The sequence below is a fragment of the Kitasatospora sp. NPDC059795 genome (genome assembly GCF_042732175.1).
Taxonomy (GTDB): Bacteria; Actinomycetota; Actinomycetes; order Streptomycetales; family Streptomycetaceae; genus Kitasatospora.
In genome coordinates, this window is record NZ_JBHWID010000002.1 from 412,716 (window position 1) to 435,937 (window position 23,222).

The following is a 23,222-nucleotide window of genomic DNA, read 5'->3' on the forward strand; positions in this document are numbered from 1 at the left end:
TCTGATTCCGGACTGAATCAAATATTACCCGAGCTAACGATCCTTGTCGCGCGAAAACGGGGGCCGACTTCTGATCAACCGTCAGAAGGCCTGCCGATGGCCCCGATCCGTCGGGAAAACGGCGCGTCGGACGCTACGCGGACCAGAACGCGGCCAGCGCCGCCGCCGTCTCGGCCGGACGCTCCGCGTTCGGGGAGTGCCCCGAGCCCGCCACCACGGTGCGCAGCGCGCCCAGGCGCTCCGCCATCCGCGACTGCTCCGGCACCGGCCAGGCGTAGTCCCGCTCGCCCGACAGCACCAGCGTCCGCAGACCCACCGCCGCCAACTCGTCCACCCGGTCCGGCGCCGCCACCAGGTGGGCCGCCGCGGCCTTCAGCGCCTGCGGCAGGTTGGCCAGCCAACGGCGGTGCAGGAACTCCGCGATCTCCGGCTCCAGCGGCGGCACCCGCTCGCCCTCCAGCTGCCGCATCACCTGCCAGATCGACTCCAGGTCCATCGACTCCAGCGCGTCCAGCAGCAGTGCCGTACGCGCCGCCTCCGCCGGGTCGATCGACCCCGGACCCGTCGACATCAGCGTCAACGACTGCCACGGCAGCGCGCCGGACACCGACAGCACCGCCTCCCGCACCACCTGGCCGCCGAACGAGTGCCCCACCAGGTGCAGCGGCCCGTCCACGCCGAGCTCGGCGGACAGCGCCCGGACGTCCGCGCCCAGCGCCCGCACCGTGTACGCCTCCGGGTCCTCCGGGCCGCCCGACTCGTACTGACCCCGCTGGTCCACCGCGACCGTCCGGAACCCGGCCTCCGCCAGCGGCTCCAGCAACGCGATGAAGTCCTCCTTGCTCCCGGTGAACCCCGGCACCAGCAACGCCGTCCCCCGCGCCGCCCCCACCGGCTCCCCCCACAACGCCGCCAGCCCACCCACCCGGACCGCCCGCACACACCCCGGCAGCTTCAAGAACGGCGGCGTACTCATCTCTCCATACCTCCCGCAAGATCACCCGACAATCGGGGCCACCTTATGCAGCCAAGATCCGCCCGGTGCGTGCGGAGCGGACGAAACGCCAGGAGCGGGGGAGAGCCGCGCTGCGAGGCTCTCATTCGCGTGGGCGGGGCGGCCGCGGGAGAAGCGACGGGGCGGGGCGGCGGAACGTGCCGCAGCGCTGCCGCCGGGGTGGCCACCGTGGCCGGTGCGGGAGCAGTGCCGGCGGGGACGGCGGAGCAGTCGAAGCGCTGAAGCGCGTGGGCAGCGCTGCTCCAGGCTGCGCCGCAGGCCGCGAGCTGTACGGGCCGGGGCCGACGGGGATTCGGGGCTGTGCGGAAATGCCGCTGGCGCGGTCCGGCGGGACGGCCGAAACGCGGGAGGGCGAGGGAGCCGCCCTGCGAGTCACCACCTGGGCGGGTGGGGCGGGCGGCTGCGGGAGTACGGGCCTGGGGCCGGGCGGAGTGCTGGAGTGCGTGGGCGGGGCTGTTGTGGCTGCGGGCGGTACGGGGGCGGGGCGGGAATGCCGCCGGGGAGGGCGCGACCTGGTGATGGTCGGGCCCTCCCCGGCGGGTGGGTGGTGCGGTTACTTCTCGACGGCCTTGCGGGTCCGGCGCGGGGCCGGGATCTCCTCGCCCGCGGCCGGCGCGGCGGCGGCCTTCTTGGTGGCCCGCTTGCGGGGGGCCGGGGTGGCCTCGTCGGCGACGACCTCGGCAGCGGCGGCCTTCTTGGTCGCGCGCTTGCGCGGTGCCGGGGCCTCCTCCGCCGGGGTTTCGACGGCCTTCTTGGCAGCGCGCTTGCGGGGGGCCGGGGTGGCCTCGTCGGCGACGACCTCGGCAGCGGCGGCCTTCTTGGTCGCGCGCTTACGGGGCGCCGGGATCTCCTCCGCCGGGGTTTCGACGGCGGCGACGGCCTTCTTGGTGGCCCGCTTGCGCGGAGCCGGCGCGACGGCCTCCTCCACGACGACCTCGGCAGCGGCGGCCTTCTTGGTCGCGCGCTTGCGCGGGGCGGGAGCCTCGACGGTCTCCACGGTCACCTCGGTGACCGGCGCGGCCGCAGCCTTGCGGGTGCGCTTGCGCGGGGTCTCGGCGACCGGCTCCACGACCGCCGGGGCGGCCGTCTCGACGACGATCTCGGCGACCGTCTCCACCACGGGGGCGGCGGCCTTGCGGGTGCGCTTGCGCGGGGTGCGGGCGGCGGGGGCCTCCGCGACCGGGGCCTCGACGACCACCGGCGCGGCCTCGACGGCCGTCTCGGCAACCGTCTCGACGACAGGCGCGGCGGCCTTGCGGGTGCGCTTGCGCGGGGTGCGGGCGGCCGGAGCCTCGGTGGCCGGGGCCTCGACGGCCACCGGCGCGACCTCGACCACCGGCGCGGCCGGGGCGGTCTCGACCACGGCCGTCTCGACCACGGCCGTCTCCACCACGGCCGGGGCGGCGGCGGAGTTACGGCGGTTGCGGTTGCGGCGGCGCGAGCTGCGGCCCTCGCCGGGCGCGGGCTGCTCGGCGGCGGGCACCGCGGGGGTGGTCGGCGCAGCGGCGGTGTCGGGCGCGGCCGAGTTGCCGCCGCGGGTGCGGCGACGCTCGCGGTTGCGGCGCGGACGCTCGGCCGGAGCCGGCGCCTCGGGGGCGGCAGCGCCGCGTCCGCCGCGACCGCCACCGCCACCGGTGCGGGCCGGGCGCTGGCCGCGGCCGCCGGTCTCGCCGAGGTCCTCGACCTCTTCGGCGGCCAGGCCGGCCCGGGTGCGCTCGGAGCGGGGCAGGACGCCCTTGGTGCCGGGGGCGATGCGGAGCAGCTCGTACAGGTGCGGGGAGGAGGAGTAGGTCTCCTCCGGGTCGTTGAACGGCAGGTCCAGCGCCTTGTTGATGAGCTGCCAGCGCGGGATGTCGTCCCAGTCGACCAGGGTGACGGCGGTGCCCGAGGCGCCGGCCCGGCCGGTGCGGCCGACCCGGTGCAGGTAGGTCTTCTCGTCGTCGGTGCACTGGTAGTTGATGACGTGGGTGACGCCTTCGACGTCGATGCCGCGGGCGGCGACGTCGGTGCAGACCAGGACGTCGACCTTGCCGTTGCGGAAGGCGCGCAGCGCCTGCTCGCGGGCGCCCTGGCCGAGGTCGCCGTGCACCGCGCCGGCCGCGAAGCCGCGGTTGGTGAGCTGGTCGGCGACGTCGGCGGCGGTGCGCTTGGTGCGGCAGAAGATCATCGCCAGGCCGCGGCCCTCGGCCTGCAGGATCCGGGAGACCATCTCGACCTTGTCGAGCGAGTGGGCACGGAAGATGTGCTGCTCGATGTTGGCGACGGTGGCACCGGTGTCGTCCGGCGCGGCGGCCCGGATGTGGGTGGGCTGGCTCATGTACCGGCGGGCCAGCGAGATGACCTGGCCGGGCATGGTGGCGGAGAAGAGCAGGGTCTGCCGCTTGGCGGGCAGCATCGTGATGATCTTCTCGACGTCGGGCAGGAAGCCGAGGTCGAGCATCTCGTCGGCCTCGTCCAGCACCAGCGCGCGGACCTGGGACAGGTCGAGCTTGCGCTGGCCGGCCAGGTCGAGCAGACGGCCGGGGGTGCCGACGACGATGTCGACGCCCTTCTTCAGGGCCTCGACCTGCGGCTCGTAGGCGCGGCCGCCGTACACGGCGAGGACGCGGACGTTGCGGACCTTGCCGGCGGTCTGCAGGTCGTTGGTGACCTGGGTGCACAGCTCGCGGGTGGGGACCACGATGAGCGCCTGCGGGCTCTCGGTGAGCTGGTCGGCGGTGGCCCGGCCGGCGGCGACGTCGGCCTTGACCACGGCCCGCTCGATCAGCGGGAGGCCGAAGCCGAGGGTCTTGCCGGTGCCGGTCTTGGCCTGGCCGATGACGTCGTGGCCGGTCAGCGCGACCGGCAGGGTCATCTCCTGGATCGGGAAGGGGTGGACGATCCCGACGGCCTCCAGGGCCTCGGCGGTCTCCGGGAGGATCCCGAGGTCCCGGAACGTCGTCTTGGTGGGTTCGGCGGTGGTGGACAGGGTGCTGCCTCTTCCGTGTGGAGGGGCCGAGTTCGAGCGCGTCCTGCCGTGCCCGCGCTGCCCGGTGAGGGGCGCGTCGGGCGGGCGGCGCGGGGGAGGGCGTCCCGTTTGACGGGGTCGTGCGGCCCGGCGCGTCCTGGCGCCGTCCGCGGCGGCCCTCGCTCGGCCTGATGCGGTGCCTGGGCCCGAGGCTCGGGCCAGGTCGGAGCCGATCGGGTCTCCGACCGGGCATCCGCGTACGTGAGCGCCGGGGGCGGTGCACCGGGCGGCGGAACGCCGCCGGGTACGACTGCGCGGCCTGCCGATGAACGGACGGGCCGCGCGGGTTCACACCTGGCCTCGTTACCTACCATACAGTCAAGCGACGACTCGAACACGTGACGGCGAATACTCCGACCGGCCGTGCCGGGGTGGCGGGACGTCTGCGGACGGTCCTCGCAGCGGTCGGGACCACTAAGGTCAGGTGCCATGGAGACTCAGGAACCCGCTGACGGGATCACCGACTCGATCGGGCCCTGGACGGCCCGGGCCGCCGACCCGCAGTACCGCGCGGCGGTGCTCGACCTGCTGGGCGCGCTCGCGTACGGCGAGCTGAGCGCCTTCGAGCGGCTCGCCGAGGACGCCAAGTTCGCGCCCGGCATCGCGGAGAAGGCCGCGCTGGCCCGGATGGCCTCCGCCGAGTTCCAGCACTACCAGCTGCTGCACGACCGGCTGGCCGAGGTGGGCGCCGACCCGGTCGCCGTGATGGAGCCGTTCGTCGAGCCGCTGGAGGCCTTCCACCGGATGACCGCCCCCGCCGACTGGCTGGAGGGCCTGGTCAAGGCGTACGTCGGCGACGCCATCGCGACCGACTTCTACCGCGAGGTGGCCGTCCGGCTGGACGACGACACCCGGGACCTGGTGCTGCGCGTGATGGCCGACACCGGGCACGCCGAGTTCGCGGTGGACCGGGTGCGGCAGGCGATCGAGGAGGACCCGCGGGTCGGCGGCCGGCTCGCGCTGTGGGGCCGACGGCTGATGGGCGAGGCGCTCAGCCAGGCGCAGCGGGTGGTCGCCGAGCGCGACGCGCTGTCCAACCTGCTGGTCGGCGGCGCGCACGTGCGCGGCTTCGACCTCGTCGAGGTCGGCAAGATGTTCAACCGGATCACCGAGACCCACACCAAGCGGATGGCGGCGCTCGGCCTGGCGTCCTGAGGCTCAGAACGCTCAAACGCTCAAACGCTCAAACGCTCAAACGCTCGAACGCTCAGGCGTGACGGTGGCGGCCGCCGCGGCGGGGCGCGAGGTCCGGCCGGGCCGGCACCGACACCAGCAGCGCCGCCACCACGGCGGACACCGCCAGCTGCACCGCCGGGACGTGCCCGTCCAGCACGTAGTGGGTGAGCCGGCCGGACAGCACGGCCGACACCAGGGCGGCACCCACCGGCAGGGAACGCGTCGGGAACAGCTCCGGCCGCGCCAGCAGGGCGCCGAACCCGACGACGAGGCCGATCAGGACGAACGCGGACGTCTCCCACACGGCTGTCTCCCCAGGTAGTGCGGCGCTGCGGCACCCACCGCCTACCCGCCCGGACCCGCCGGTACACAGCACGACGCCCCGTCCCCCCGGCCGGGGGAACGGGGCGCCGGTTGGCGTGCGTGTCAGAGCGTGCCGAAACCGACCTTGCGGACGGACGGCTCGCCGATCTCGACGTACGCGAGGCGCTCCGCCGGGACCAGCACCTTGCGGCCGTGCTCGTCGGACAGCGTGAACAGCTTGGAGCTGCCGTCCAGGGCCTTGGCGACCGCGTCCGCGACCTCTTCGGCAGTTTGCGCGCTCTCCAGGACGATCTCCCGGCTCGCGTTCTGCACGCCGATCTTGACCTCCACGGCTTCCGTCCCTCCGGTAGCAGCCCGCGCGCTCGAACCGCCGTTCGCGGGCGGCGCGCCGTACGGGCTTCACCTTAAGGCAGCCGAGCGGCTGGGAGGGGAAGCTCCAGGGTCGGTCCGCTCAGGGCCGAATCGGCGGTCACTCGCCGGCGGCGCCGGAGCCGTCCATGGTCGGGTGCATCGGGAAGCCCTTCAGGCCGCGCCAGGCCAGGCTGGCGACCAGCCGGACCGCCTCGTCGCGCGGGACCTCGGACTCCTGGGACAGCCAGTACCGGGCGGTGATCTGCGCCATGCCGCAGACGCCGACCGCGAGCAGCTTGGCCTCCGCCGCCGGCAGGTCGGTGTCCTCGGCGATCACCTTGGAGACCAGGGTGGCGCTCAGGTCGGTGGCCCGATCGACCCGCTCGCGCACGGCCGGCTCATTGGTCAGGTCCGACTCGAAGACCAGCCGGAACGCGCCGGACTCGCTGGAGACGTAGTGGAAGTACGCCTCCATGGTCGCGGCGACGCGCTGCTTGTTGTCGTTGGTCGCCTCCAGCGCCGCCCGGGTGCCGTCGACCAGGGCGTCGCAGTGCTTGTCCAGCAGTGCGAGGTACAGCTCCAGCTTCCCCGGGAAGTGCTGGTACAGCACCGGCTTGCTGACACCGGCCCGCTCGGCGATGTCGTCCATGGCGGCCGCGTGGTAGCCCTGGGCGACGAACACCTCCTGGGCCGCTCCGAGCAGTTGTTCACGGCGGGCGCTTCGCGGCAGGCGGGCACCGCGCGGACGCTCCTGCGCCTCCTGGATGGCCGTCACGGCGCTCCTCACTTCACGGTCTGCGATGGGCTGGCAAGGCATTGATTCTACTTTTCGGTAACCCGCACGCGCGCGGGTGAAGCCGAGTAAAGCGCACCACCACCCTTGTCGGGAGCCCACAATACGGCCCGGACCAGGACTGTCCACAGGTCGAGACGGACCCGGGACCGGGTCGGGACGGGCCGAATCGCACCAGTGGCGGGCCGTCCTCACTACCATCGTGCTCCATGAGCGCCGCCCAGCACCCTCTCGCCGCCCTGGAGCCCTACCGCACCGTCGAGGTGCCGGGGGCGGCCGTGGCCGTCAGCCGCCACTCCGAACCCCGCGAAGGACTGCCGCCCGCCCTGTTCGTGCACGGGCTCGGCGGCTCCGGCGACAACTGGCTGGAGCTGCTCGGCGAGCTCTCCGAGGACGTCGACGGCGAGGCGGTCGACCTGCCCGGATTCGGCTGGTCCGCGCCGCCGCTGGACGGCAACCTGAGCATCTCCGGCCACGTCCGGGCCGTCATCGGCTACCTGGAGGAGACCGGCCGCGGACCGGTCCACCTGTTCGGCAACTCGCTCGGCGGCGCGGTCTCCGTCCGGCTCGCCGCGCTCCGCCCCGACCTGGTGCGCAGCCTCACCCTGATCTCCCCGGCGCTGCCCGAGCTGCCCCCGCAGCGCACCGCCTGGCCCACCGGGATGCTCGCCGTCCCCGGCGTCGCCGAACTGGTCCGCCGCCGCAGCGCCGGCAGCGACCCGGAGAGCGTCACCGCCGAACTGCTGCGCCTGGTCTACGCCGACCCCGAGAACATCCCCGCGCACCGCCGCGCCCGCGCCGTCGCCGAGTACCGGCGCCGCACCGCGCTGCCGTACGCGCTGCAGGCGATGGTCGGCTCGGCGCGCGGCATCGTCAGCGCCTACACCGAGCGCGGCGAGCAGTCGCTGTGGCGGCAGGCCCGGCAGATCGAGGTGCCGGTGCTGCTGGTGTACGGGCTCAAGGACAAGCTGGTCTCCTACCGCTCCGCCCGGCGGGCCTGCGCCGCGTTCCGGGACGCCCGACTGCTGGTGCTGCCCGAATCCGGACACGTGGCGATGCTGGAGCACCCCGAGCCGGTCGCCCGCGCGGTGCGCGAACTGCTCGCCGAGGCCGAGGCCGAAGCCGAAGCCGAGGCCGAGGCCGAGGCAAAGGCCGACGCCGGGCGCTGACGGCACCCGCGCACCAGGCGCGAGCGGCGAAAACGCGACGGAGACCTGCGAGGTCACGGCCGTTCACTCGATCAGGTGGCAAGCCGGGCCGGGCCCCCAGGGGTTCCGGCCCGGCGCTCTACCGTCGTGTTGTCGGACCGAACAGGTGTGGGGGGCGAGACGGCGAAGGCGGCGGACGCGGGGGAGCGGACGCCGGCCGAACGACCGTCGAGCACGGACGCTACTCCCTGTGTCGTAGGGCCGGAACCCCGTCGAAACGCTCGTGCTCAGGAGGCGTCGTGCGCATAGCTCTGCTCACCGAGAGCGGTCATACCGGTGCGCAGCGTGGCGAAGGCGGCTGGTGCGGCCGCCTGGTCGACGGCCTGCCCGAGCACGAGTTCCGGCTCTACCGGCTGCTCCCCGCCGACCGGCCCGCCCCGCCCGCCGGGGTGGGCGGCCTGCGCGGCGTCCACGAACTGCCCATGGGGGGCCGCCGCCCGGCCGGGCGTGGACCTGCCGCGCTGCGCCGCCGCGGGTACCTGAAGGCGTACGAGGAACTGGTGCGCGCCCTGGTGATGCCCGGCGAACAGGACGGGTTCGGGCCCGCGCTGTACCGGCTGGCCGCGCTCGGGCGGGGCGACGACGCGCTGCCCGCGTTCCTCGGCTCCGGCCACGCCCACCGGGTGCTGGAGCGGATCTGGCAGACGCCCGGCGCCGACACCGCCGGCGGCGAGCCGCAGGTCTGCGACGTGCTGGTCGCCGCCGACCTGCTGGAACAGTGCCTGCGGCCGCTGTCCGCGCCCTGGTACGGCACCGGCCCGGCCGGGCTCGGCGGCACCGACCTGTGCCACGTCGTCGGCGGCGGGCCGGCCGCGCTGCCCGCGCTGGTCGCCCGCGAACTGCACGGCGTCCCGTTCGTGGTCACCGGGAACGGCCCGCACCTGCTCGCGCAGGACGGCGGCCACCGCGCCGCCCGTTACCGCGGGCCGGTGCGCGCGCTGCTGCTGTCGTTCCTCCGGCAGCTCGCCGAGGAGACCCGCCGCCGGGCCGCCGCGCCCACCCCCGGCCGACGTCGCCATGAGGACGCGCCCGCCGGCGAACCCGGGGTGCCCACCCTGGTCTGGGCCGGCGCGCTGGAACCCGGGCGCGACCCCGAACTGATGCTGCACGCCTTCGCACAGGTCCGCGCCGAACTGCCCGACGCCCGGCTGGCCATGTACGGCGAGGAGGGCGCGCCCGGCTACCTGGCGCACTGCGAGGCGGTCGCCGGGCGGCTCGGCATCGCCGACGCCGTCGAGTTCGCCGGCCGGCCGGAGAGCCCGGCCGCGGCCTGGGCGTCCGGCAGTGCCGTGGTGTTCAGCGCGCCCGACCGGCACGCCCCGCGACTGCTCGCCGACGCCATGCTCAGCGGCCGCGCCGTGGTCGCCACCGAGACCGGTGCGGCCCGCGAGGTGCTCGGCCCCGCCGGGCTGCTGGTGCCGCCGCGCACCCCGCGCGCCCTCGCCGGGGCCTGCCTGGCGCTGCTGCGCGACCCCGAACGGCGGGCCCGGTTGGGCGGCGCCGGTCGGCTGAGGGCGCAGGAACGCTTCGGCGTCGAGCCCACGGTGGGCGCGTTCCGCGAGATCTACCTCGAACTCGCCTCCCGCTACCCGGCCTTCCCGGCCCGGCCCGGCGCCCCCGCGCAACCGTTCGCCCGCCCCGCCGAGTACTGGGTGGCCGCCGCGCGGCCCGCGCTCGCGGAGGCGGTGTGAGGAGGCCTCCGCCTGCTGCTGAACTCGCTTGCAGTGGGCGGGAGTTCGGTCGGCGGTGGGCTGCTCCGGCGGCGCTGGTGCCGAAGGCCGTGGCCGGTGCCGGCGAGCTCTCGCCGGCGGGCAGCGGCGGTTGTTCCGACGTGTCGATCAGTTCTCGTTGCCCGGCCGGTGCCGGGCCTGATGGAAGGACTTGGGCCCGATGAGGGTGCTGTTGCTGGGAGCCGACGGGTTCATCGGCCGGCGGGTTGCCGACCGCCTGCTGGCGGAGGAAGGGCTCCAGGTGACCGTGCTGGGCCGGGGCGATTCCGCCGACATCAGGTTCGACCTGGCTGCGGGGAGTCCGGGCGCGCTGGCCCGGTTCCTGGACGCCGTCGCCCCGCAGGTGGTGATCAACTGCGCGGGAGCCACCTACGGGACGTCCCGGGCGCTGATCCGGGCGAACACACTGGCGGTGGCGACGGTCTGCGAGGCGATCCGGCGCAGCCGGGAACCCGCCAGGCTGGTGCACGTCGGCTCGGCCGCCGAGTACGGTCCGGCGCAGCCCGGCGGGCCGATCCCGGAGAACGCGGAGCCGCGTCCGGTCGGGCCGTACGGGGTGTCGAAGCTGGCGGGCACCGAGCTGGTGCTGAGCTCGGGGCTGGACGCGCTGGTGCTGCGGGTGTTCGACGTGGTCGGGCCGGGCTCGCCGACGGCCTCGCTGTTCGGGCGGCTGGCCGAGGGCCTGCGGCGGGCACTGGAGCAGGAGGAGGGGCAGGTCCGGATGCCGGACCTGTCCGGCTACCGGGACTTCGTGGACGTCCGGGACGTCGCCCGGGCGATCCAGGCGGCGGCGGTGTCCGCGGCCACCGGGGTGATCAACATCGGCAGCGGCCACGCGGTGCGGGCCCGGGAGGCGGCGCACCTGCTGGTCCGGGCGTCCGGCTTCGAGGGGACGATCAGCGAGGACGCCCGGCAGGTGGTGCTGCCCGCGCAGCAGGCGGTCGCGGACGGGGTCAGGGCGGTCGAGGCGCGGGCCGCCGCCGAGCCCGTGCAGTGGCGGCAGGCGGACGTCCGGACCGCCCGGGACCGTCTCGGATGGCGGACACAGGTGCCGCTGGAGGAGTCCCTCGGGGACGTCTGGCTGGAGACCGCCTGCCGCGTCTGATCCGTCCGGTCGGGGCCTGACCAGGGGGTTCGGCCAGGGGGCGCGATGTCTCGCCATCCGGCGTCGCGCATCTCAGCAAGTGGACCTGCTGTCTTGGAATACCCCCGGCACGTGACACTGTTGGCGTAGTCGAACGAGAAACTGACGACCATCGGAGTCCCCGTGTCGCTGCCACCCCTGGTCGAGCCCGCCGCCGAGCTCACCGTCGAAGAGGTCCGCCGGTACTCCCGCCACCTGATCATCCCCGATGTGGGCATGGACGGGCAGAAGCGGCTCAAGAACGCCAAGGTGCTCTGTGTCGGCGCCGGTGGCCTCGGCTCGCCGGCCCTGATGTACATGGCCGCGGCCGGTGTCGGCACGCTCGGCATCGTCGAGTTCGACACCGTCGACGAGTCGAACCTGCAGCGCCAGATCATCCACGGCCAGTCCGACATCGGCCGTTCCAAGGCCGAGTCCGCGCGCGACTCCGTCAAGGAGATCAACCCGCTGGTCGAGGTGGTGCTGCACGAGGAGCGCCTCGACAACGACAACGTGATGGAGATCTTCTCCGGCTACGACCTGATCGTCGACGGCACCGACAACTTCGCCACCCGGTACCTGGTGAACGACGCCGCGGTGCTGCTCGGCAAGCCGTACGTGTGGGGCTCGATCTACCGCTTCGACGGCCAGGCCAGCGTGTTCTGGGCCGAGCACGGCCCGTGCTACCGCTGCCTGTACCCGGAGGCCCCGCCGCCGGGCATGGTCCCGTCCTGCGCCGAGGGCGGCGTGCTCGGCGTGCTCTGCGCCTCGATCGGCTCGATCCAGGTCAACGAGGCCATCAAGCTGCTGGCCGGCATCGGCGAGCCGCTGGTCGGCCGTCTGATGATCTACGACGCCCTGGAGATGCAGTACCGCTCGGTGAAGGTCCGCAAGGACCCGAACTGCGCGCTGTGCGGTGAGAACCCGACCGTCACCGAGCTGATCGACTACGAGTCGTTCTGCGGTGTCGTCTCGGAGGAGGCCTCGGCCGCCGCCATCGGCTCCACGATCACCTCCAAGCAGCTCAAGGAGTGGATCGACAACGACGAGCCGATCGACATCATCGACGTCCGCGAGATCAACGAGTACGAGATCGTCAGCATCCCGGGCGCCCGCCTGATCCCGAAGAACGAGTTCCTGATGGGCAACGCCCTGCAGGACCTTCCCCAGGACAAGCGGATCGTGCTGCACTGCAAGACCGGTGTCCGCTCGGCCGAGGTGCTGGCCGTGCTCAAGGCCGCGGGCTTCGCGGACGCGGTGCACCTGGGCGGCGGCGTGATCGGCTGGGTCAACCAGATCGAGCCCGAGAAGCCCGTCTACTGATCGGCTGCTGATCGACCGCTGAAGGATCGTCAACCGCCCGACCAGGGGATTCCCCCGGTCGGGCGGTTTTGCGTCACCATCGGTGCGGAAAAGCACAGCTGCGTCGGTTGTGGCGCAGGTGTTCGAGACGGTTCCGAGGGACGGGGGAGTCCGATGGGCAAGCACGTGGTGGTCGGCGCAGGGCCGGTGGGATCGGCCACCGCCCGGCTGCTCGCCGAGCGCGGCGAGGAGGTCGTGGTGGTCACCCGCACCGCCGCCTCCGCCGTCCCGCTGGAGGGCGTCCGGCGCCGGCAGCTGGACGCGTCGGACGCGCAGGCGCTCGGCGAGGCCGTCGAGGGCGCGGAGGTGCTCTACAACTGCGCCAACCCGCCGTACCACCGCTGGCCCGAGGTCTGGCCACCACTGGCCGCCGCGCTGCTGACCGCCGCCGAGCGCAGCGGCGCGGTGCTGGCCACCGTCTCCAACCTGTACGGCTACGGCGCGGTGGACGGGCCGATGAGCCCCGAGACACCACTGCGGCCGGTCGACCCCAAGGGCGAGGTGCGGGCCGCGATGTGGCGCGAGGCGCTGGCCGCGCACCGGGCCGGGCGGGTACGGGCCACCGAGGTGCGGGGCTCCGACTACCTCGCGGCGAACGCCGCCGGCGTGCTCGACGGCCGGGCGTTCTCCCGCGCCCTGGCCGGCCGCACCGTGCAGGTCCTCGGCGACCCGGACGCCCCGCACAGCTGGACGGCCCCGCAGGACGTCGCCCGCCTGCTGGTCGCCGTCGGCGCCGACGAGCGCGCCTGGGGCCGGGCCTGGCACGTGCCGAGCAACCCGCCGCGCAGCCAGCGGCAGGTGATCGCCGAGCTGTGCGCGGCCGCCGACCGGCCCGCCGCCAAGGTCGCCCGCATCCCACGCCCGGTGCTCGCCCTGCTCGGCCTGGCCAACCCGACGATCCGCTCCGCCCGGGGGACGGCCTACCAGTTCGAGCGCCCGTTCGTGATCGACGACACCGCCACCCGCGAGACCTTCGGCCTGGCGCCGACGCCCTGGGAGGAGATGCTCGCCCAGGTCGTCGCCGCGTACCCGAAGGGCCAGGGCCGGGTCTAGAGCGAGCCCTTGCGCTGGAGGAGGTTGTAGGCGACCCAGCCGGGGAGGACGGGGAGCCAGAAGGTCAGCAGGCGGTACAGGAACACCGCCGGGGTGGCCGCGGTGGCGGGGACGCCGGCCACGGTCAGGGCGGTGATCAGGGCGATCTCGACCGGGCCGATGCCGCCCGGGGTGGGGATCGCCGAACCGGCCGCGTTGGCGGTCAGGAAGACCACGGCGACGGCCGCGTAGGTGACGTGCCCGCCGCCGCCGAACGCCTGCACCGAGGCGTCCAGGCAGGCGGTGAAGGACAGCGTCAGCAGCAGGATGCCGCCGAAGCCGGTGACCAGCTTGCGCGGGGTCTGCATCAGGTCGAGCATCCGCGGGACCACGCCGAAGAACAGCGAGCGCACCCGGGTCACCACGAACCGGCGCAGCGGGGCCACCGCGGCCACCACCAGGGCGAGCACCGCGGCGGACAGCACCCCGATGATCACCGCCCGGGAGGCGCCCAGGTCGCCGTTGGTCTGGGTGCCGGTGATCAGGCCGAAGGCGAACAGCAGCAGCAGGTGGCCGCTCAGCCCGGCCAGCTGGGACGCGCCGACCGAGGCGACCGCCTGCACCGGCCGGATGCCGGCCTTCTGCAGGTAGCGGGTGTTCAGCGCGATGCCGCCGACCGCCGCCGGGGCGACCAGCTTCACGAACGACCCGGCGACCTGCGCGGCGACCGTCCGTCCGAACGGCAGCTTCTCCGGGACGAAGCCGGTCAGGCTCATCGCCGCCGCCACGTACGAGGCGGCCGCGGCGGCCAGCGCGACCGCCGCCCAGGCCCAGTTCATCTGGGAGACCTTGAACTGGTCCGGCCGGATCGTGGTCAGCGCCAGGTAGGCGGCGAAGGTCAGCGCCACCACCATGATCAGCGTCTTCGGCTTGAGCCGTTCCAGCTTGGCGGGGGCCATCGGCGCCTCGGGGGCGATCTGCAGGATCTGCCCGCGCAGCTTGGACAGCAGGTCCTCGCCGGCCTGCGCGATGTCCTCCTCGGCCTGCTGCTGGGTGCGTTCGCCCGCCGCGACCTGCTTGAGGGCCAGCGCCTGCGCGGCGGTCTTCCGCTCCTTGGTCATCCGCTGCAGGTCGCCGCGGGTCTGCCGGCTCAGGCCGACCGGCTGCAGCAGCGGCAGCGCCTCGGCGATCCGGGCCGGGCCGAGCGCCTCGGTGGCGGCGGCCACCGCCCGCTCCGGGCCGGTGCGAAGCGCGAAGGTGGTGAGCAGCTGGGCGACGTCGATGCGCAGCGTCAGGTCGCCGGCCGCGATGTCGCCGCCGGACAGGTTGATCAGGCAGCCGGTGCGGTCGTCGACCACCAGCAGGGACTCGCCGGTGAGCCGGCGGTGCGCGATGCGGCGCTCGTGCAGGGTGGCCACCGACGTCCAGAAGGAGGTCATCACCGCGTCGGTGACCTCCTCGTCGGCGAGCTCGTCCAGGGTGCGGCCGGCCACGTTCTCGTACACCAGGACGGCGGCGTCCGGGCCGAGCTCGGAGGTGGCGACCAGCTGCGGGGCGCGGGCCCCGGAGGCGGCGGCCGCGTACGCGATCAGCGCCTCCTGTTCGAGCGCCTGGCGCAGCGACTGCGGGCTGCGGCGGACCGCGACCGAGCGCAGCCGCAGCCGCCGCCAGGCCCGGTAGAAGAAGCCGGAGGCCTGCTGCTCGCGGTCGATGATGTGGACGTCCAGCAGCGGCCCGTCCTGTTGGACGACCAGGTAGCGGCGGGTGCCGCCGGGGCCGTCGGGGGCGAGGTGCGCGGCGGACGGGGTGAAGCCGACCTTGCGCAGGCCGATCATCAGGTGCTGCCCGGTCGGCCGGATGTTCGGCGAGCCGATCGCGTACAGCGTGCCGTACGCCACCGACCAGCCGATCAGCACGGTGAGCAGCAGGGACAGCGGCGTCGTGTAGCCGTTGACCAGCTCGGTCGTGCCGGAGAGGATCACCACGATCCACAGCGCGACCCGCCAGCGCGGCCGGCTCGACATACCGACGGCCGTCATGTACGCGATCACGGGGGCGAGGTAGCCGTGCACCGGGTCGGTGAGGGTCTCCTCGTGGCCCGGCGGGAACTGCGTCAGCGCGTTGCGGATCTCCTCGGGCGCACTCGCCGCGACCCACCAGTCGACGCCCAGCGAGACGCCGTACGCCAGCACCGAGGCCAGCACGCCGTCGGCGACCCGCAGGCCGTCGCGTTTGATCAGCCGCTCCACCGCGAACGCCAGCGGCACCGCCAGCACCGCGACCGAGGAGACCAGCGCGGAGACCGTGGACAGCAGGTCGGGGATGCGCTTGGCGTTGGCCGTGATGTCGTTCTCGATCCCGCTGGTGGTGGAGACCGCCACCTGCGCCAGCACGAACACCGCGACGATGCCGAGCAGCCCGGCGAGGAAGCGCAGCAGGTCCGACGGGCGGTGGGCGCGCGGGGCCAGCAGCGGCTCGTCGACCGCCAGGTACTCGCCGGCCGGCTCCTCCTCCGCGAACTCCCCGGGCTCCCCGGGCTCCCCGGGCTCCCGGGATTCCCGGGACACCGCGGACTGCTCGGCTGCTGCGGACGGCTCGGGCCGCTCGGCGGGCAGCCCGCCGTCCGGCCCGTCGGTGTGCTGGTCCGGCCGCTCCGGCGGACGGTCCGGTGTGCCCGGACCGTCCGATCCGCCGTCCGGCGGCAGCTGAGCGGCCACCGCGTCCTCCCCCGTGTGGTGTGCGTCCCGCGCCCGGTGGCGCAGGTCGACCGGCGGGGCGTCCTGCGCCCGCGGGGCGGAACCGTCGGTGGCGGACTCCTCGGAGCCCTTGTCCACGTTCAATTCAGCCGTCCCGGTCATCTGGTCTTGTTTCCTCGCGTGTCGCACTGCCCCGAAGATGCTGCCATGCCCGGAACCCCGGTGCGGTCCAGGGGCGGCATCCCGCGTGCCGCATCGCCCGCACGGGGTGCTGGAAATCGACCGGATGGGGAAGAATGCGTCGGATGACCGAGCCGGAAGACGCGCCCGAGATCCCGCCCTACGCGGAGGCGGTGCTCGACCTGGCCGAGCACATCCCACCGGGCCGGGTGATGACCTACGGGGACGTCGCCGAGTACCTGGGCCGCGGCGGCCCCCGCCAGGTCGGCCGGGTGATGGCGCTGTACGGCGGCTCGGTGCCCTGGTGGCGGGTGATCCGCGCGGACGGGCGGCCGCTGCCCGGCCACGAGCACCGCGCGCTGCCCGAGTACCGCGCCGAGGGCACCCCGCTGCGCACGGTGGCCGGCGAGCCCCGGGTCGACCTGCGGGCGGCCCGCTGGGACGGCGCCGCGGAGGCCTGACCGTCTGACCGGGGAATGTGCGTCGGAGGGGTCTGTGGGTGCAGGATCGTAGGCTCGATGCGGCGGGCGCGATTTTCGGAAGAACCCCACGCCCATCGCCCGCCGTGAACCGCCGTACGACCCTGGACCGCAGTGACCTCACCGTTCCGCCTGGTGCGCAGCCCCCTCGCGCAGCCCGACCCGCCCGTGCTGGACGACTTCCAGCAGGCGGTGGTCGAGCACGCGTCGGGGCCGCTGCTGGTGCTCGCCGGGCCCGGCACCGGCAAGACCACCACGCTGGTCGAGGCGGTCGCCCGGCGGATCGCCGACGGCACCGCCCCCGAGCGTGTGCTGGTGCTCACCTTCAGCCGCAAGGCCGCGATGGAGCTGCGCGACCGGATGACCGCCCGGATCGGCACCACCGCCCCGCAGGCCACCACCTTCCACTCGTTCTGCTACGCCCTGCTGCGCGCCCACCAGCCGGCCGAGGAGTACGCCGAACCGCTGCGGCTGCTGTCCGGGCCCGAGCAGGACGTGATGGTCCGCGAGCTGCTCGCCGGCGGCGCCGAGGACGCGAAGGCCGGCACCGCCACCATCCGCTGGCCGCTCGACCTGCGGGCCTGCCTGACCACCCGCGGCTTCGCCGACGAGGTCCGCGCGGTGCTCGCCCGCAGCCGCGAGCTCGGCCTCGGCGAGCAGGAGCTGCTGCGCTTCGCCGAGGGCGTCCAGCGCCCCGACTGGGCCGCCGCCGCGCACTTCCTGGCCGAGTACCTCGACGTGCTCGACCTGCGCGGCGTCCTCGACTACGCCGAACTCGTCCACCGCGCCGTGCTGCTCGCCGAGCGCGAGGACGTCGCCGCGCAGCTGCGCGGCCGCTACGACGTGGTCTTCGTCGACGAGTACCAGGACACCGACCCGGCGCAGGTGCGGCTGCTGCAGCGGCTGGCCGGCGGCGGCCGGGACCTGGTCGCGGTCGGCGACCCCGACCAGTCGATCTACGCGTTCCGCGGCGCCGACGTGAACGGCATCCTGGAGTTCCCCGACGCCTTCCGGCAGGCCGACGGCCGCCCCGCCGAGGTCAAGGTGCTGCGGGTGTCCCGCCGCTCCGGCGCCGTCCTGCTGGCCGCCTCCAGGGAACTCGCCCGCCGGATGCCGATGGGCCGCCTCCCCGCCGACAAGCTCGCCGCGCACCGCGCCCTGCTGCCCTCCCGCGAGGGCGGCGCCGTCGAGGTGTACACCTACCCGACGCCCGGCGCCGAACTCGACTCGATCGCCGACCTGCTGCGCCGCGCCCACCTGGAGGACGGCGTCCCCTGGGGGCAGATGGCCGTGCTGGTGCGGGCCGGCTCCCGGTCGATCCCGGGCGTGCGCCGCGCGCTGGCCGCCGCCGGCGTGCCGCTGGAGATCGACGGCGACGACCTGCCGCTGCGCGAGGAGAGCGCCGTCACCCCGCTGCTGCTGGCCCTGCGGGTCTGCGCCGAGGGCGAGGGCGCGCTCACCGCCGACCTCGCGCACACCCTGCTCACCGGCCCGCTCGCCGCCCTGGACGGCTCCGACCTGCGCCGCCTCGGCCGCACCCTGCGCGAGGAGGAGCGCCGGGCGCTCGCCGAGGACGGCATCACCGGCGTGGTCCGCCCCGCCGAGGAACTCGTCCGCGAGGCACTGGAGCAGCCCGAACTGCTCGCCCTGCTGGACCCCCCGTACGCCCGGCGCGCCTACGAACTCGGCTCGCTGCTGCGCAAGGTCCGCGAGATGCTGGCCGGCGGCGCGTCCGGCGAGGACGCGCTGTGGGAGCTGTGGGACGGCTCCCGGCGCTGGCGCGAACGCCTGGAGCGGGCCGCGCTGCGCGGCGGCGCGGTCGGCCGCAACGCCGACCGCGACCTGGACGCGCTGTGCGCCCTGTTCGAGACCGCCGCCCGCGCCGAGGACCGGGTCACCGGCCACCGCGGCGCACTCGACCTGCTCGCCGAGGTCGAGGCCCAGGACATCGCCGCCGACACCCTGCACGTGCGCGCCCACCGCCCCGACGCGGTCCGGCTGATGACCGCGCACCGCTCCAAGGGCCTGGAGTGGCGGCTCGTCGTGGTGGCCGGCGTCCAGGAGGGCCTGTGGCCGGACCTGCGCCGCCGCGGCTCGCTGCTGGAGGCCGACCGGATCGGCCGCGACGGCCTCGCCGAACCGCTGTCGCCCGCCGCGCTGCTCGCCGAGGAACGCCGGCTGTTCTACGTCGCCGCCACCCGCGCCAAGGAACGCCTGGTGGTCACCGCCGTCAAGGCCCCCGCCGAGGACGGCGACGAACCCTCCCGGTTCCTGCGCGAGCTCTACCGCGAGACCCTCGACCCGCGCACCGGACGGGTGCTGGAACGCGTCCCGCAGGTGAAGGTCGCCGACGTCACCGCCCGCCCGCGCCGCCCGCTCGCGGTGGCCGCGCTGGTCGCCGAACTGCGCGCCGTCACCGTCGACCCGGCCCGCTCCCCGGAGCTGCGCCGGGCCGCCGCCGAACGCCTCGCCACCCTCGCCGCCGCGCTCGACGAGGAGGGCCGCCCGCTCGTCCCCGCCGCCCATCCCGACCAGTGGTGGGGGCTGGTGGACGCCACCGCCGCCCCCGAGCCGCTGCGCGAGCCCGGGCTGCCGGTCCGGCTGTCCGGCAGCGGCCTCGAACAGCTGGAGTCCTGCGCGCTGCAGTGGTTCCTGGAGAAGGACGTGAAGGCCGGGCAGACCGCGTCCGCCGCCCAGGGCTTCGGCAACGTGGTGCACGCCCTCGCCGACGAGGTCGGCTCCGGCCGCACCCCCGCCGACCTGGCCGTCCTGATGGAACGCCTGGACACCGTCTGGGACGCCCTCGCCTTCGACGCGCCGTGGAAGTCCCAGCAGGAGAAGACCGAGGCCCGCGCCGCCCTGGAACGCTTCCTGCACTGGCACGTGCTGGAACGCGACCGCACCACCGTCGCCACCGAGCACGGCTTCGACCTGACCCTGGACGTCGGCGGCGTCGCCGTGCGCATCCGCGGCTCGATGGACCGGGTCGAGGCCGACTCGGCGGGCCGCGCCTACGTCGTCGACTTCAAGACAGGCAAGCAGATCCCCACCGACAAGTCGCTGCCCGAGCACCGCCAGCTCGCCGTCTACCAGCTGGCGGTGCGCGGCGGCGCGCTCGACGACCTGCCCGGCTTCGACCAGGGCGCGGCGGTCGGCGGCGCCGAACTCGTCCACCTGCGGGAGCCCGCCAAGGCCGACCCGGAAGCGCCCAAGGTGCAGCAGCAACTGCCGCCCGGCGAGCCGTGGATCGAGAACCTGCTCGCCGACACCGCCGGGCGGGTGCTCGCCGAGCGGTTCACCCCCACCGCGGGCGAGCGCTGCGGCCGCTGTGCGTTCCGCGGCAGCTGCTCCGCGCAGCGGGACGGCCGGCATGTCGTCGACTGAGCCGTTGCTGCGGCACCCGGACCAACTCCGCGAACTCCTCGGCATCCCGTTCAACCCCGAGCAGTTGGCGGCCATCGGCGCGCCCATGGCCCCCGGCGTGATCGTGGCCGGCGCGGGCTCCGGCAAGACCACCGTGATGGCCGCCCGGGTGGTCTGGCTGGTCGGCTCGGGCGCCGTCCGCCCCGAGCAGGTGCTCGGCCTGACCTTCACCAACAAGGCCGCCGGGGAACTCGCCGAACGCGTCCGCGGCTCGCTGCTGCGGGCCGGCGTACGCGAGGACGACGCCCTCGGCGACCCGCAGATCTCCACCTACCACGCCTTCGCCGGCACCCTGCTCAAGGAACACGGCCTGCGGCTGGGCATCGAACCCGACGTCCGGCTGCTCGCCGACGCCACCCGCTTCCAGCTCGCCGCCCGGGTGCTGCGCCAGGCCCGCGGCCCCTACCCGGCGCTCACCGGCACCTTCTCCGCCCTGGTCGCCGAACTGATCGCGCTCGACTCCGAACTCGCCGAACACCTGGTCGAGCCCTCGCAACTGCGGTCCTGGGACGAGGAGTTGCTCGACGAGCTGGCCGGCGTCAAGCTCAGCAACGAGGACCTGCGGGCCGTCCCGAAGGCCGCCCGCGGCCGGCAGGAACTGCTGCACCTGGTCGAGGACTACCGGGCCCGCAAGCAGAAGCTCGGCCTGCTCGACTTCGGCGACCAGATCGCCGCCTCCGCCCGGCTCGCCCAGCAGCGCCCCGAGGTCGGGCGGCTGCTGCGCGAGCAGTACCGGGTGGTGCTGCTCGACGAGTACCAGGACACCTCCGTCGCCCAACGCCTCATGCTGGCCGGCCTGTTCGGCGGCCCCGACAGCGCCGGCCACCCGGTCACCGCGGTCGGCGACCCCTGCCAGGCGATCTACGGCTGGCGCGGCGCCTCGGTCGCCAACCTGGACGACTTCCCGCAGCACTTCCCGCAGGCCGACGGCAGCCCCGCACACCGCTTCGCACTCAGCGAGAACCGCCGCAGCGGCGGCCGGCTGCTCGCCTTCGCCAACGAACTCGCCGCCCCGCTGCGGGAGATGCACGAGGGCGTCGAGGCGCTGCGGCCCGCACCCGGCGCCGAACAGGACGGGTACGTGCGCGCCGCGCTGCTGCCCACCCACGCCGAGGAGGTGGACTGGCTGGCCGACTCCATCGCCCACCTGGTGCGCACCGGCACCGCGCCCGGCCGGATCGCCGTGCTCAGCCGGGCCGGCACCGCCTTCCCCGACCTGCACGCCGCGCTGGTGGCGCGCAGCGTCCCGGTCGAGGTGGTCGGCCTCGGCGGGCTGCTCCAACTCCCCGAGGTCGCCGACCTGGTGGCGGTCTGCGAAGTCCTCCAGGACCCGACCGCGAACGCCGCCCTGGTGCGCCTGCTGATCGGCCCGCGCTGGCGGATCGGCCCCCGCGACCTCGCCCTGCTCGGCCGCCGCGCCGCCGACCTGGTCCGCACCGCCCGCCTCGGCGACCAGGACCCGCTGGCCGCCGCCGTCGCCGAGACCGACCCCACCGAGGTGGTCTCGCTCGCCGACGCGCTGGAGACCTTCGTCGACGCCGAACAGCCCGACGAGCTGCCGTTCTCCCCGGAGGCCCGGGTGCGCTTCGCCCGCTTCGCGCGGGAGATCCGCGACCTGCGCCGGGCGCTCGCCGAACCGCTGATGGACGTCCTGCACCGGGTGCTGACCGTCACCGGCCTGGAGGTCGAGCTCTCCGCCTCCCCGCTGGCGCTGGCCGCCCGCCGCCGGGAGACCCTGCACTCCTTCCTCGACATCGCCGCGTCCTTCGCCGACCTGGACGGCGACCCCGGCCTGGCCGCCTTCCTGGCGTTCCTGCGCGCCGCCCAGGAGTACGAACGCGGCCTGGACGCCGGACTGCCCGGCGGCGAGGACACCGTCAAGGTGCTCACCGCGCACAAGTCCAAGGGCCTGGAGTGGGACGTGGTCGCCGTCCCCGGCCTGGTCAAGGGCGGCTTCCCGTCCGGGCAGGGCCGCGAACGCTGGACCTCCACCCGCAAGGTGCTGCCGCACGCGCTGCGCGGCGACGCCGCCACGCTGCCCGCCGACCCCGGGTGGAACGCCAAGGGCATGGGCCTGTTCAAGAAGGAGATGGCCCACCACGCCGAGGTGGAGGAACTGCGGCTCGGCTACGTCGCGTTCACCCGCCCGCGGTCGCTGCTGCTGGCCTCCGGCCACTGGTGGGGCCCTTCGCAGAAGCGCCGGCGCGGGCCGTCCGAGTTCCTGCTGAAGCTGCGCGCGCACGCCGAACGGCCCGGCAACGGCGAGATCGAGCACTGGGCCGAGGCGCCCGCGGACGACGCGCAGAACCCGGCGTTCGACGTGTCCGTGGAGACGCCCTGGCCGCTGCCGCTCGACCCGTCCGCGCAGCACGCCCGCCGCCGGGTCGCCGACGTGGTCCGGCGCCGGCTCGCGGGCGCGCCCGCCGCCGAACAGGAGCAGATGGGCATTGAGGACCAGCGGCTGGCCGCCTCCTGGGACCGTGACCTGACCGCGCTGCTCGGCGAGTTGGAACGCTCCCGGCGCACCGTCCGCGAGGTCGAACTGCCCGCTTCGCTGTCCGCCACCGAACTGATGCGGCTGGCCGCCGACCCCGACGGCTTCGCCCGCGAACTCGCCCGCCCGATGCCCCGCCCGCCCGCGCCCGCCGCCCGCCGCGGCACCCGCTTCCACGCCTGGGTGCAGGCCCGCTACGACCAGCCGATGCTGCTCGGCCCCGACGCGCTGCCCGGCCTGGACGTCGACGTCGAGGAGATCGAGGACGAACGCGACCTGGAGCGCCTCAAGGAGGCGTTCCTGCGCGGCCCCTACGCCGGCCGCACCCCCTACCGGGTCGAGACGCCGTTCCAACTGGTGCTGGCGGGACGGGTGGTGCGCGGCCGGATCGACGCGGTCTACCGGGACGCGGCCGGTGGCGCAGGGTCACCGCGCTACGAGGTGGTCGACTGGAAGACCGGCCGGGAGGACAGCGGAGACCCCCTCCAGCTCGCCGTCTACCGCCTCGCCTGGGCCGAGCAGGCGGGCGTCCCGGTGGAGCAGGTCACCGCCTCGTTCTGCTACGTGCGCAGCGGCCGGATCGAAACACCGTCAGGACTTCCCGGCCGAAAAGAGTTGAGCGATCTTCTGATCGGGAATAGGTAGAAAAGAGTCACTCAGAGCATCCAACTCGTCACGAGATCAAGCGAAACCTGTGCGCCCTGCACGTTTCGTGCCTATTGTGGGGTCGGTAACCGGTCATCCTCCCGTACTCCGGCCGCCGTCAGGGCCCCGACCCCCTGACCTCCCGTCAGACCCGCAGGTGCCGAGCACCCGCACCTTCCGCTGG

The 23,222-nt window shown here is 74.5% G+C and carries 15 protein-coding genes; 9 read left to right on the forward strand and 6 right to left on the reverse strand.

All coding sequences use genetic code 11. The features are described from left to right. Positions 1 to 133: 133 nt before the first annotated feature. Both ACFV4P_RS05845 and ACFV4P_RS05850 read right to left on the reverse strand, forming a co-directional pair. Positions 134 to 976, reverse strand: a complete 843-nt coding sequence (locus ACFV4P_RS05845) for an alpha/beta fold hydrolase (protein WP_380467750.1) — start codon at positions 974 to 976, stop codon at positions 134 to 136. 592 nt (positions 977 to 1,568) lie between these two features. Beyond that, positions 1,569 to 3,869: a DEAD/DEAH box helicase gene (locus ACFV4P_RS05850; protein ID WP_380467752.1), complete on the reverse strand. Its 2,301-nt coding sequence runs from the start codon at positions 3,867 to 3,869 to the stop codon at positions 1,569 to 1,571. Between the two features lie 582 nt (positions 3,870 to 4,451). On the opposite strand from ACFV4P_RS05850, the gene ACFV4P_RS05855 reads away from it, so the two are divergent. Further along, entirely contained in the window at positions 4,452 to 5,177 is a 726-nt protein-coding gene (locus tag ACFV4P_RS05855; protein ID WP_073810950.1) for a ferritin-like fold-containing protein, read from the forward strand. A gap of 52 nt (positions 5,178 to 5,229) precedes the next feature. Here the strand turns inward: ACFV4P_RS05855 and ACFV4P_RS05860 are convergent, their stop codons facing one another. The 3 genes from ACFV4P_RS05860 to ACFV4P_RS05870 all read right to left on the reverse strand — a co-directional run bounded on the left by ACFV4P_RS05860 (position 5,230) and on the right by ACFV4P_RS05870 (position 6,648). Next, positions 5,230 to 5,502, reverse strand: a complete 273-nt coding sequence (locus ACFV4P_RS05860; protein ID WP_073810949.1) for a hypothetical protein — start codon at positions 5,500 to 5,502, stop codon at positions 5,230 to 5,232. 122 nt (positions 5,503 to 5,624) lie between these two features. Continuing rightward, positions 5,625 to 5,852 carry a DUF3107 domain-containing protein gene (locus ACFV4P_RS05865; RefSeq protein ID WP_073810947.1) on the reverse strand — a complete coding sequence of 76 codons (228 nt, stop codon included), beginning with the start codon at positions 5,850 to 5,852 and terminating at the stop codon, positions 5,625 to 5,627. Positions 5,853 to 5,991: 139 nt separating this feature from the next. Next, positions 5,992 to 6,648, reverse strand: a complete 657-nt coding sequence (locus tag ACFV4P_RS05870) for a TetR/AcrR family transcriptional regulator (protein WP_380467755.1) — start codon at positions 6,646 to 6,648, stop codon at positions 5,992 to 5,994. 227 nt (positions 6,649 to 6,875) lie between these two features. Between ACFV4P_RS05870 and ACFV4P_RS05875 the strand changes: the two genes are divergently transcribed. The 5 genes from ACFV4P_RS05875 to ACFV4P_RS05895 all read left to right on the forward strand — a co-directional run bounded on the left by ACFV4P_RS05875 (position 6,876) and on the right by ACFV4P_RS05895 (position 13,142). Next, positions 6,876 to 7,835 (forward strand): alpha/beta fold hydrolase, encoded by a 960-nt coding sequence (locus tag ACFV4P_RS05875; protein WP_380467757.1) that lies wholly within the window; start codon positions 6,876 to 6,878, stop codon positions 7,833 to 7,835. 278 nt (positions 7,836 to 8,113) lie between these two features. Next, entirely contained in the window at positions 8,114 to 9,565 is a 1,452-nt protein-coding gene (locus ACFV4P_RS05880; RefSeq protein WP_380467759.1) for a glycosyltransferase, read from the forward strand. A 199-nt stretch (positions 9,566 to 9,764) separates the two neighbouring features. Beyond that, entirely contained in the window at positions 9,765 to 10,709 is a 945-nt protein-coding gene (locus ACFV4P_RS05885) for an NAD(P)-dependent oxidoreductase (protein ID WP_073810942.1), read from the forward strand. Positions 10,710 to 10,871: 162 nt separating this feature from the next. Then, positions 10,872 to 12,050 (forward strand): adenylyltransferase/sulfurtransferase MoeZ, encoded by a 1,179-nt coding sequence (gene moeZ, locus ACFV4P_RS05890; RefSeq protein ID WP_380467761.1) that lies wholly within the window; start codon positions 10,872 to 10,874, stop codon positions 12,048 to 12,050. A 153-nt stretch (positions 12,051 to 12,203) separates the two neighbouring features. Further along, complete coding sequence (locus tag ACFV4P_RS05895) at positions 12,204 to 13,142, forward strand: NAD-dependent epimerase/dehydratase family protein (protein ID WP_380467763.1); 939 nt, start codon at positions 12,204 to 12,206, stop codon at positions 13,140 to 13,142. Here ACFV4P_RS05895 and ACFV4P_RS05900 read toward each other — a convergent pair. Next, complete coding sequence (locus ACFV4P_RS05900) at positions 13,139 to 15,979, reverse strand: lysylphosphatidylglycerol synthase domain-containing protein (RefSeq protein WP_380467765.1); 2,841 nt, start codon at positions 15,977 to 15,979, stop codon at positions 13,139 to 13,141. The two genes, ACFV4P_RS05895 and ACFV4P_RS05900, sit on opposite strands and share 4 nt — an antisense overlap. A gap of 143 nt (positions 15,980 to 16,122) precedes the next feature. Here ACFV4P_RS05900 and ACFV4P_RS05905 point away from each other — a divergent pair, with 143 nt between their 5' ends. The 3 genes from ACFV4P_RS05905 (at position 16,123) to ACFV4P_RS05915 (ending at position 23,038) form a co-directional block, all read left to right on the forward strand. Beyond that, the gene (locus ACFV4P_RS05905) at positions 16,123 to 16,458 is read left to right on the forward strand and encodes an MGMT family protein (RefSeq protein WP_380467766.1); all 336 of its coding nucleotides are present in this window, start codon (positions 16,123 to 16,125) and stop codon (positions 16,456 to 16,458) included. A 132-nt stretch (positions 16,459 to 16,590) separates the two neighbouring features. After that, the gene (locus tag ACFV4P_RS05910; protein ID WP_380467768.1) at positions 16,591 to 19,860 is read left to right on the forward strand and encodes an ATP-dependent helicase; all 3,270 of its coding nucleotides are present in this window, start codon (positions 16,591 to 16,593) and stop codon (positions 19,858 to 19,860) included. After that, complete coding sequence (locus ACFV4P_RS05915) at positions 19,847 to 23,038, forward strand: UvrD-helicase domain-containing protein (RefSeq protein ID WP_380467770.1); 3,192 nt, start codon at positions 19,847 to 19,849, stop codon at positions 23,036 to 23,038. The genes ACFV4P_RS05910 and ACFV4P_RS05915 overlap by 14 nt, the downstream gene beginning before the upstream one ends. Positions 23,039 to 23,222 lie beyond the last annotated feature (184 nt).